The following is a 10,312-nucleotide window of genomic DNA, read 5'->3' on the forward strand; positions in this document are numbered from 1 at the left end:
CTTGTTACAGCCAGAACACCCCCTAAAACCGCTTATGAAGTACATCGAAGAGTTCTATCTGTTCGTCAAGGTGGTGCAAGAGGGCGGTTTCTCCCACGCCGCCGCTGCGCTGGGCATGCCGACCGGCACCATCAGTCGACGTATCTCCCAACTGGAAGAGCAGCTCGGATGCAGCCTGCTGCACAGATCCACCCGCAAGCTGCGTCTCACGGACGAAGGACTGCGCTATTACGAGCGCCTCTGTACCCCCCTTGCGGAAATAGAGCAGGCCACCGGCGAAATTCGGGGTGAGGAGACGGACATCAGCGGCCTCATCCGCCTCGCGGCCCCCATCGCCCTCTCCAACACCATCCTGGTCGACATGCTGGTGGACTTCGGCCTGCGCTATCCCGGGGTACAATTCGACATCCGCCAATCCAACGATCATGCCCTCCAGGCGGATCAGGACAGGGACCTGGTCTTTTTCAACGGCGAACTTCCCCAGACCCTGCCCAACGCCCTCTGTCTGGGTCACATCCAGTACGGTCTGTTCGCCTCCCCCCTCTATCTGGAGAAGATGGGGGTGCCCTCCCACCCGACCCAGCTGGAAGAACACGATCTCATCTACTGCTGGCCCCACCAGCACTGGCAACTGAGCGGGCGGGACGAACAGACGGTCTGCATCAAGCGCACACCCCGCCTTTGCATCGACCAGACCCAGGCCGCCGTGCGGGCAGCCCAGCGCCACCTCGGTATCGTCAACGCCCCGCAGCACTATGTGCACCCCTTCCTGCAAGATGGTCAGCTCGTCCCCGTCCTGCCGGACTGGCAGTCGGGAAAACGTCCCTTCTACATGCTCCATTGCCAGCCCCGGTTCACCCCGTTGCGTGTTAAGATGTTCGCCGATTTCGTCGAGAAGCACTCCGAGCGCTATCGTACCCGCCAGCAGAACGATCAATTTTCACCGGCGCAGCCGCTGCCCGTTGCATCTGACGGCTGATGACCCACACTTAGCGCAATCCTCGTTGCACAGGTCGGCTAACACTATGAATGTATTGATATGTGATGACTCCGGGTTCGCGCGCAAACAGCTGGTGCGCGCCCTGCCCGCCGATTGGGGTGTCACCTTGCACCAGGCCGCGGACGGACTGGAAGGGGTCGAGCAGATCCTGATGGGGCACGGGGACCTGATCTTTCTCGATCTCACCATGCCGGAGATGGACGGATATGGGGTTCTCGAGACCCTCAAGCGAGAGGGGGTGCGCAGCAAGGTGATCGTGGTCTCCGGCGACATCCAGCCGGAAGCCCATGAGCGTGTCATGGCCCTTGGCGCCCTCGATTTCATCAAGAAGCCGGCCTCCCCGGACACCCTCCTTGCCCTGCTCAAGCGCCACGGTCTGTGGCAATCGGCCACCCAGGTGACGGCCATCCAGCCCCAGCCCGTCGCCAGCCACCAGGCTGCCCAGAGCAGCATCCAGTTCACCCCCGAGCTGCGGGATGTCTATCAGGAGCTGGCCAACGTCGCCATGGGCCAGGGGGCGGATCTGCTGGCCCGCCTGCTCGGCGCCTTCGTGCTGCTCCCCATCCCCAACGTCAACGTGCTGGAGGTCTCCGAGCTGCACATGGCGCTCTCGGCCGCCGCCGAGTCGGAGACGCTCTCTGCGGTCTGCCAGGGCTTCATCGGGGCCGGGATCGCCGGGGAGGCCCTGCTGCTGTTCCACGATGCCAGCTTCCAGGACCTGGCACGCCTGATGAATCATCAGGGGGAGCTGGATCACGGCGCCGAGCTGGAACTGCTGATGGACACCGCCAACGTGCTGATTGGCGCCTTCTTGCGCGGCTACGCCAACCAGCTCGACACCCCTTTTAGCCAGGGTCACCCCGTGGTGCTGGGCCAGCACAGGCCCATTCAGGATCTCATTCGGACCAACCAGAGCCGCTGGCGCCGCACTCTGGCCATCGAGATCAACTATCGGGTGCAGGGCTATGCGGTGCAGTGCGATCTCTTGCTGCTGTTTACCGAAGATTCCATCGCCACCATGAACAACAAGATCATGCACATGCTGTGACCGTCCCGCGGCAGCAACCACCAGGAGTGACCATGGACATTCGGGAATTTCATTGGCTGATGAACATCGTCCAGAATCTGGACGTGGGGCTGGTCGTGCTCGACAGGGAGTACCGGATCCAGGTGTGGAACGGCTTCATGGAGAGTCACAGCGGCCGGTTGGCAGGCGAGGTGCGCGATCAAGGGCTGTTCTCGCTCTTCCCCGATGTGGACAAGGCCTGGTTCGAGCGCAAGGCCAACATGGTGTTCAAGCTCAACAACCGTGCCTTCAGCACCTGGGAGCAGCGCCCCTACCTGTTGCGCTTCTCCAACTACCGCCCCATCACGGGATCGGCCCCCTACATGTACCAGAACCTGACCCTGGTGCCGCTGGCCGACTTCGCCGGAGAGGTCACCCACCTGGCCATCATGATCTATGACGCCACCGACGAGGCCATGCTGATCACCGGCCAGCGCCAGGGATGACCGACCCTGCCATGACAACAAGGGCGCCCGATGGCGCCCTTGTTGTTGCGATGGGGAATGGCGTCAACCACTCAGGTACTCGGTGAAGGCGTCGATCACCTCGTCAATGTCATCATCGGTGATCTGCAGGTGGGTCACCAGCCTGAGCTCCCCGTAGCCGGAGAAGAGAATACCGCGCTCCTTCATGAAACCCAGCAAGGTGGCGGGATCCCTCTGAGTCAGACGCAGGAATACCATGTTGGTCTGCACCTCACCCATGTTGAGTGTGATGCCTGGCAACGCGGCCAGCCCCTCTGCCAGACGCCTGGCGCGGCGATGATCATCCGCCAGCCGGGCAACGTGCTGATCCAGCGCGAACAGGGCGGCCTGGGCCAGGATCCCTCCCTGGCGCATGCCGCCCCCCAGCATCTTGCGCAGCCGTCTGGCGCGGGCGATGAACGCAGCCGATCCCACCAGCAGGGAACCCACCGGTGCTCCCAGTCCCTTGGAGAGGCAGACGGAGATGCTGTCAAAAGGCGCCGCGATGGCGGCCACCGGCTCCCCGCTTGCCACCACCGCATTGAAGAGGCGAGCCCCGTCCAGGTGAAGCTTCAGCCCCTTCTCGTCGACGAATTCGCGCATAGCGCGCAGGTAGGTCAATGGCAGCACCTTGCCATTATGGGTATTTTCCAGGCAGACGAGGCGCGTCTGGACGAAATGGGGATCATCGGGAGCGATGGCCCCCCGCACATCCTCGAGGGCCAGGGTGCCGTCCGCCTGCATGGGGACGGATTGCAGGGCCACCGAGCCCAGCACGGCAGAGCCCTGGGCCTCGTAGCGATAGATGTGGGAAGCCGCCCCCAGCACGGCCCCTTCCCCACGCTGGCAGTGACTCATCATGGCCAGCAGGTTGGACATGGTGCCGGAGGGCACGAACAGGGCCGCCTCCTTGCCAAGCAGTTCGGCGCCGCGGCGCTCCAGCGCATTGATGCTGGGATCTTCCCCATAGACATCGTCTCCCACCTCGGCATGCAGCATGCTCTGGCGCATGGCTTCCGTGGGTTGGGTCACGGTATCACTTCGTAAATCGATATAGCGCATGTCATCCTCCTGATGCAGGACGATGACATTAACCAGCCGGAACCCGGCTGGCAAGAAACGGCAAGCGGGAATGTGAGCCCGGCGGCTCACCAGGGCAGCGACTGACCGTGCAGGTCCACGAAACGGCCCGAGTGCGCGGGCGTCAGTGTGGCCATCAGATCCAGCAGGCGGACGGCGACCTCGGCGGGATCCTGCAGCAGGGCGGGATCCATCTCCTGAAGAAAAGGTTGCTGCATGGGGGTATTCATGAGGCCGGGATGCACGGTGATGACACCGGCGCCTGGAAAACGTCCGGCCCACTCACCCGCCAGGATCCGGGACCCCATGTTGAGGGCGGCCTTGCTCATGCGGTAGCTGTAGTGGCACATGGCCTCCTCGCCCCCCTCCTCCAGGCATCCCGCCCGATCCGAGAGGGTGCAGAGCCAGAGCGTGCTCTGGGGCATCATGCGCCGGCTGAGGTTGGCACCAAGGGCCAGGTGGGGCCAGGCATTGGCCAGCAGACTCTCTTCGAGCCATTGGGGGGTCACCTCCTCCACCCGCCGCTCCGGCATGTGGGCAAGATCATGGAGCAGGCCTATGGTGTTGATCACCACCGTCGGCAGGGTGGTGCTGTCATAGAGGGTGAAGAGGGCCTCGAAGGAGAGCGGGTCCACCTCCTGCAGCGGAAAGTAGCAGGCGGGATCCAGCCCCCTGGGCAGTTGCCTGCCCGCCAGCAACCACTCTTCGCCCCTTCTGGCCAGCTCCCGTGCCAGCACACTGCCCAACCCGCCACTGCCCAGGATCAGATAGCTCATCTGCGTGTCCTTGGATTTGATCACTGCTTAGAGGGTATCAGAAGAATGGCGGACTGCCGGGGGCACCCGTCAGGCTCAGGCCTCGGCCAGATGGCGCCCAAACTCCCGCGCTCGGGCCAGGTCCAGAAAACCGTCCGCCTGCTTGTGGCTGCGCAGGAACTGGTAATAGGCGAGCAGGGTCACCAGTTGCTCCTCGTCCGGCATGGGCTTTCCCGGACGGGTCTCCTGCACCAGCGCCCCCGCCGCCGCCAGAGCGTCCCTGTCCACCACCTCGGCCTGACGATAGAGATACCCGCAACCGGTGGCGAGCCACTCCAGCGAGCAGTTGGCCCCCATGGCAATCTGGTTCGCCTTGCCAAGGCCGGGCTCGGCCCCTTTCAGATACTTGCGGATCAGGGCTTCACTCAACCCCACCTTGCGGGCAAAAGCGCTCACGCTCCCCTCCCCGATCAGGCTTTGCAGCCTGGCGGCAAATCCTTCCATCACCCCTTCTCCTCTCACTGACGCCGGGATCTTGACCCGTTGGAGTCAGAACCATAGTTCGAATTCGCGAAGGGGGCATTATTGCCTTGTCCGCCGGAAGAGACCAAGATGCTGGCACATGATTTTGCCCCTTTCTTTTCGCATTTTTATCTCCAGAGGAGTCACCATGTCCGTATCCCGTCTGGCCCTGCATGAGCAAGGCCCCACCTTCTCCCGCCTCATCATGGGCTACTGGCGCCTGATGGAGTGGCAGCTTTCCCCCGCCGCCCTGCTGGACCTGATGAAATATCACCTTGATCTCGGGGTCACCACCATCGATCACGCCGACATCTACGGTGGCTACCAGTGCGAGGAGGCCTTCGGCCATGCCCTGCGCCTGGAACCCTCCCTACGCGATCGCATGGAGATCGTCAGCAAGTGCGGCATCGCCCTCACCGCCAATCCGGCCCACGCCCTGAATCACTACAACACCGGCAAGGGACACATCGTCGCCAGTGCCGAAGCCTCCTTGCAAAAGCTCGGCACCGATCATCTGGATCTGTTGCTGATCCATCGCCCCGACCCCTTGATGAACGCCGACGAGGTGGCCGACGCCTTCATCACCCTCAAGCAGGCAGGCAAGATCCAGCACGCCGGGGTCTCCAACTTCACGCCCCATCAGTTCGCCCTGCTGCAATCCCGCCTGCCCTTCCCCCTGGTCACCAACCAGCTGGAGATCTCCCCGCTCCATCAGGAGGGGACGCTGGATGGTGCCCTGGATCAATGCCAGCAACTGCGCATCAAGCCCATGGCCTGGTCCTGCCTTGGCGGCGGGCGGCTGTTCCATGCCCCCGACTATGCCCCGCTGCGGTCGGAACTCGAGCAGATCCGCCAGGAGGTGGGCGCCGACTGTCTGGAGCAGGTGGTCTACGCCTGGGTGATGATGCTGCCGAGTCAGCCGCTGCCCCTCATCGGCTCCGGCAAACGGGAGCGGATCGCCGCCGCCGTGGCAGCCGAGTCCATTGAGCTCACTCGCCAGCAGTGGTTCCGCATCCGCAAGGCCGCTCTGGGTTATGACGTTCCCTGAGTCTGCGCTAGACCCTGAAAACAAAAACGGCATGGAGGATTCCATGCCGTTTTCCGTTATCGAGACGATTCAACGATGGCGCTGGGGGCGACCACGGGGTGCATCCGTCTTCGGTTTGGCCTGATTGACCGTGATGGTGCGGCCGCCGACCTCGGTGCCGTGCAACTCGGCGATGGCCTTCTCGGCCTCACCATTGACCGGCATTTCAATGAAACCAAACCCCTTGGACTGACCGGTATCGCGGTCGATGATGATATCGACCTTGTCTACCTGCCCAAATTGGCTGAACACGGTTGTCAGTTCGTCGGCCGTCATCCGGTACGACAGATTACCTACGTAAATCTTCATGCCATCCACTCTCGATTCAAGGTGCCTTATCTATGCATCCACCGACCTGGGAGTAAGGGCACAACCCCCCTGCCGGACCAGCCACGGCATCATGCCATGGCACTTCCAGCTTCGTATCCCAAGTCCTTGATCTCTTGGGCTATCGGAGCAGGAAAGATCAAATCGAATCAGAGGCAGTATCTGAGCATTGGGATGAATTGTCGAGAAAATAGTCAGGCCGGGTGCAGCTCGGCCAGTAATGTGCCGAGGGCACGACGCCCATGCCAGGCACGTTTGAACCCGAATCGATAGACCCCGGGGGCCACTTCGTGAGTCCCTTCCCGGGACAACCCGAGCAGGCTGGTGGCCGTCGCCAGGGTCACCTCATCCAGCCCGAGATCCAGGCTGAAATCGAGCCACTGGCCATCGTGTCCCACCTTGCGATCCCGCTCCATGCCCACCAGCACGGCTCTGGGCAGCGCCAAGGCCCGGTCTTCGCCGCCATTGAGCAGATAGAGATGGCGTTCATCCCAGGCAAGCTCCGCCAGACGCCAGCGCTGCCAGTTGCGCGGCAACACCATCATCACCAGCACGATACCGCCAAAGACCACCCCGACCCAGGGCAGCAGGCCCATGTCGGGATATCCCAGCCAGAGGGCGGCCACCACAGTGGCGAGACTCGCCAGCAACAGGCAGATCATGACCCCGTAAAACCGCCGGGCCGGGGGCATCAGCCAGCTCACGTTCTCTTGCGCTGCCAGCTCACTGACTCTCATCTTCTCTTCTCCTTCTGTGATGCGAACGGCCTTGCCGTCGCTGCGTTGCCGCGCATTGTGCGCGAGCGACGCGCCGCGATGCAACCGCCACCGCCACCGCGACACGGATGACGGCCAGCCGCCACTCTTGGTATGCTTGGGGCTGTCTGAGCCCGCACTGGGCGCCATCCCGGGAGTCCCATGTTCGCCACCGCCCTGCTCTTGTCCGCGAGCACACTCTATGCCGAGGCCATCGGCGGCTACTCCGCCGGCTGCCTGAAAAATGCCGTGGCCCTGCCCCTCGAAGGCCCTGGTTATCAGGTGATCCGCACCAAACGGCTGCGCTATTACGGTCACCCCGACCTCATCCATTACCTGCAGCATCTGGCCAACCAGACCAGACTGGCCGGCATGCCGGATCTCTATATCGCCGACCTCGCCATGATGCACGGGGGGTCCTTTACCTCAGGTCATCGCAGCCACCAGACCGGCCTGGATGCCGACATCTGGTTCAGGATGGCTGACAGACCCATCAGCCGCTGGGAGCAGGATGCCCCCAGGGAGTGGGCGCTGATCGACGAACCCAGCTACCGGATGCTGCCCGGCCGATTCGGCCCCAGGCAGCTCAATCTGCTGCGCCTTGCGGCTGATCGCCCCGAGGTGGCGCGTATCTTCGTCAACCCCGTCATCAAAGCCGAGGTGTGCAAACAGGCACCCGGTGAAGCCTGGGTCGGCAAGCTGCGCCCCTGGGTCGGCCACTTCAGCCACTTTCACGTGCGCCTGCGCTGCCCGGCAAACAGTCCGGACTGCCAGCCCCAGGCTCCCATTCCCCCCGGCAATGGCTGTGGGGAGGAACTGGCCTCCTGGCTCAAGGACAAACCCCAGCTGCCCAAAGTGTCGATGAGCTACCGCGCGCCCCTGTTACCCAGGCGTTGTGAGGGCTGACCACAAGCTGTTATGGTGAACCTATTTCCGAGAGAAATATCAATGGAGAACAACAAGATGGCCACTTCACTCTGGCAGCGTGGTACCCGTGCCCTGCTGACCCTGACCCTGCTGCTGGGTTTGACCGGCTGCGGCATGAACACCATTCCGACCCTGGATGAGCAGGTCAAAGCGAGCTGGGGACAGGTCGAGAACCAGTACCAGCGCAGGGCCGATCTCATTCCCAACCTGGTGGCCACCGTCAAGGGGTACGCCAGCCACGAACAGGAGACCCTCAAGGCGGTCACCGATGCCCGTGCCCGAGTCGGCAGCGTGCAGGTGAGTGACCCCTCCCAGCTCAAGGCGTTCGAGGCGGCTCAGGAGCAGCTCTCCAGCGCCCTCTCCCGGCTGATGGTAGTGGTCGAGCGCTACCCGGATCTGAAGGCCGATCAACAGTTCCTGACCCTGCAGGCCCAGCTGGAAGGCACCGAGAATCGCATCGCGGTGGCCAGACGGGATTACATCGAGGCAGTACGCCAGTTCAATACCGAGATCCGTACCTTCCCCGGGGTCATCTGGTCCAAGCTGCTTTACTCCGATCTGGAAGCCAAACCCACCTTCAGCGCCAAACCCGGTGCCGATGAGGCGCCCAAGGTCAGCTTCCAATGAACGTGATGAGACACTGGCTGGCGCTCTGTCTGCTGCTCTGTGCCACGGCACTGCATGCCGCCCCCGATTTCCCGGCCCTGACCGGGCGGGTGGTGGACGAGGCCAATCTGATGTCCCGCAAGCAGGCCCACCAACTCGCACAGCAACTGGCCGTCTTCGAAAAGCGCAGCGGCGTCCAGCTGGTGGTGGTCTCCATCGACACGCTGGCGGGGGATACCATCGAAGAGTACGGCTACCAGCTCGGTCGCCACTGGGGCATCGGCCAAAAAGGCAAGAACAACGGCGTTCTGCTGATCATCGCCCAGGACGAGCGCAAGGTGCGCATCGAGGTGGGTTATGGCCTGGAAGGTGCCCTGCCCGACGCCATCGCCGCCAATATCATCCAGACCCGGATCCTGCCCGCCTTCAAGCGCGGTGACATGGTGGCCGGCATCCTCGCCGGCAGCCAGGGCATCATGCAGGCCCTGGCCGGGGAGTATCAGCCCGTGGACCACGCCAGCAAGGCCGACAAGCAGGGAGGTCCCTGGCTCTTCATCCTGGTGGTGATTGCGATGATCGTGCTGCACAACCTACGCGGCGGCGGCGGTGGGCCGGGAGGACGTCGCCGGGCCGCCTACATGGCCGGTGGATTCGGTGCCGGCTCTTTTGGCGGCCGCACTGGCGGTGGTGGTGGCGGTTTCAGTGGTGGCGGCGGCAGCTTTGGCGGCGGCGGTGCATCTGGCGGTTGGTAATCAGGGAAAAAGAGACAACAAGATGATTTCGAAACAGTTTTTCCACACCTTGCAGGCCAGGGTTCGACAGGCCGAGCAGGCCACGGATGCCGAACTGGTCACCGTGCTGGCCCCGGCCAGCGATGGCTATCGCTATATCCCGACCCTGTGGGCCGCCCTGCTGGCCATGCTCACCCCCCTGCTGGTCTTCCAGCTCGGCTTCTGGCTTGGCTGGTACGAGATCCTGCTGGTGCAGTGGTCGGTCTGGTTGCTGCTGAGCCTGCTGTTCCACTGGACGCCCATCAAGATGCGGCTCATTCCCAACAAGGTACGCCGTCACCGGGCCGCCCTGATGGCCCGCCTGCAGTTTGTCGAGCAGGGACTTCACCGCACCCGGGACCGGCTCGGTGTGCTCATCTTCGTCTCGGTGGCGGAGCACTATGTGGAGATCCTGGTAGACGACGGGATCGCCCAGCACATCGACAACACCCTGTGGCAGCAGATCATCGACGACTTCGTGGTTCGGGTACGCAACAAGGAGGTCGAGCAGGGGTTCCTGGAGTGCGTGGAGCGCACCAGCGCCATTCTGACCGACGCCTTCCCCGCAACCCGGGATCAGAACGAGTTGCCTGACAGCCTGATCATTCTCGACAAGCCTTGAACGGGCTTAAAAAACCGGCATTCTGTTCAAGGGATAGGCACTCGATAAAGATTATGAAAAATAAGGGGAAAAGTGGTTGACCCAGGCAGCCCTTTCCCCTAAATTACGCCCCGTTCCAGCGCAACGGCGCAGCGAACACCGTGTTGGCTGAACACGTTAAATCACAGACCGAAATTTGGTGAGGCATCCGAGAGGCTGCCCACCGACGAAGTCGGCAAAAGGATGCACGCGCAGCATGCTCCGAAAGCCACTTCAAGCAGTAAAAATTTGGTGAGGTGTCCGAGTGGCTGAAGGAGCACGCCTGGAAAGTGTGTATACGGCAACGTATCGA

At 62.7% G+C, this 10,312-nt stretch carries 13 protein-coding genes; 8 read left to right on the top strand and 5 right to left on the bottom strand.

Going from position 1 to position 10,312, the window contains the following annotated elements; genetic code table 11:
* Positions 1 to 34: 34 nt before the first annotated feature.
* Genes AB5Y53_RS00795 through AB5Y53_RS00805 form a run of 3 tightly spaced genes read left to right on the top strand, consistent with a single transcriptional unit; the run spans position 35 to position 2,512 of the window.
* Positions 35 to 979: a LysR family transcriptional regulator gene (locus tag AB5Y53_RS00795; RefSeq protein WP_103243009.1), complete on the top strand. Its 945-nt coding sequence runs from the start codon at positions 35 to 37 to the stop codon at positions 977 to 979.
* A gap of 46 nt (positions 980 to 1,025) precedes the next feature.
* Positions 1,026 to 2,048, top strand: coding sequence for a response regulator (locus AB5Y53_RS00800; RefSeq protein WP_041211557.1), 1,023 nt, complete (start codon positions 1,026 to 1,028; stop codon positions 2,046 to 2,048).
* A gap of 32 nt (positions 2,049 to 2,080) precedes the next feature.
* Complete coding sequence (locus tag AB5Y53_RS00805; RefSeq protein ID WP_039038700.1) at positions 2,081 to 2,512, top strand: PAS domain-containing protein; 432 nt, start codon at positions 2,081 to 2,083, stop codon at positions 2,510 to 2,512.
* A gap of 63 nt (positions 2,513 to 2,575) precedes the next feature.
* Here the strand turns inward: AB5Y53_RS00805 and ltaE are convergent, their stop codons facing one another.
* From ltaE to AB5Y53_RS00820, 3 genes are all read right to left on the bottom strand, one after another.
* Positions 2,576 to 3,592: a low-specificity L-threonine aldolase gene (gene ltaE / locus AB5Y53_RS00810; RefSeq protein WP_368180963.1), complete on the bottom strand. Its 1,017-nt coding sequence runs from the start codon at positions 3,590 to 3,592 to the stop codon at positions 2,576 to 2,578.
* Positions 3,593 to 3,678: 86 nt separating this feature from the next.
* Positions 3,679 to 4,386, bottom strand: coding sequence for a short-chain dehydrogenase (locus AB5Y53_RS00815; RefSeq protein ID WP_368180964.1), 708 nt, complete (start codon positions 4,384 to 4,386; stop codon positions 3,679 to 3,681).
* 75 nt (positions 4,387 to 4,461) lie between these two features.
* Positions 4,462 to 4,869, bottom strand: a complete 408-nt coding sequence (locus AB5Y53_RS00820; RefSeq protein WP_039038703.1) for a transcriptional regulator — start codon at positions 4,867 to 4,869, stop codon at positions 4,462 to 4,464.
* 166 nt (positions 4,870 to 5,035) lie between these two features.
* On the opposite strand from AB5Y53_RS00820, the gene AB5Y53_RS00825 reads away from it, so the two are divergent.
* Complete coding sequence (locus AB5Y53_RS00825; protein ID WP_368180965.1) at positions 5,036 to 5,935, top strand: aldo/keto reductase family oxidoreductase; 900 nt, start codon at positions 5,036 to 5,038, stop codon at positions 5,933 to 5,935.
* Positions 5,936 to 6,004: 69 nt separating this feature from the next.
* On the opposite strand, the gene AB5Y53_RS00830 is transcribed toward AB5Y53_RS00825, so the two are convergent.
* Positions 6,005 to 6,283, bottom strand: coding sequence for an RNA-binding protein (locus AB5Y53_RS00830; RefSeq protein WP_029314670.1), 279 nt, complete (start codon positions 6,281 to 6,283; stop codon positions 6,005 to 6,007).
* Between the two features lie 212 nt (positions 6,284 to 6,495).
* Complete coding sequence (locus AB5Y53_RS00835; RefSeq protein WP_045524448.1) at positions 6,496 to 7,038, bottom strand: hypothetical protein; 543 nt, start codon at positions 7,036 to 7,038, stop codon at positions 6,496 to 6,498.
* A gap of 180 nt (positions 7,039 to 7,218) precedes the next feature.
* Between AB5Y53_RS00835 and mepA the strand changes: the two genes are divergently transcribed.
* Genes mepA through AB5Y53_RS00855 form a run of 4 tightly spaced genes read left to right on the top strand, consistent with a single transcriptional unit; the run spans position 7,219 to position 9,981 of the window.
* On the top strand, positions 7,219 to 7,962 hold the full coding sequence (mepA, locus tag AB5Y53_RS00840) for a penicillin-insensitive murein endopeptidase (protein WP_368180966.1): 744 nt from the start codon (positions 7,219 to 7,221) through the stop codon (positions 7,960 to 7,962).
* 42 nt (positions 7,963 to 8,004) lie between these two features.
* Positions 8,005 to 8,610, top strand: a complete 606-nt coding sequence (locus tag AB5Y53_RS00845; protein ID WP_010675022.1) for a LemA family protein — start codon at positions 8,005 to 8,007, stop codon at positions 8,608 to 8,610.
* Positions 8,607 to 9,341 (top strand): YgcG family protein, encoded by a 735-nt coding sequence (locus AB5Y53_RS00850; RefSeq protein WP_182936180.1) that lies wholly within the window; start codon positions 8,607 to 8,609, stop codon positions 9,339 to 9,341. The genes AB5Y53_RS00845 and AB5Y53_RS00850 overlap by 4 nt, the downstream gene beginning before the upstream one ends.
* A gap of 22 nt (positions 9,342 to 9,363) precedes the next feature.
* The gene (locus AB5Y53_RS00855) at positions 9,364 to 9,981 is read left to right on the top strand and encodes a TPM domain-containing protein (RefSeq protein WP_069785146.1); all 618 of its coding nucleotides are present in this window, start codon (positions 9,364 to 9,366) and stop codon (positions 9,979 to 9,981) included.
* Positions 9,982 to 10,312 lie beyond the last annotated feature (331 nt).

Origin of the sequence: Aeromonas sp. R7-5, assembly GCF_040908015.1 — a bacterium.
In the GTDB taxonomy this organism is placed as follows: Bacteria; Pseudomonadota; Gammaproteobacteria; order Enterobacterales; family Aeromonadaceae; genus Aeromonas; species Aeromonas caviae.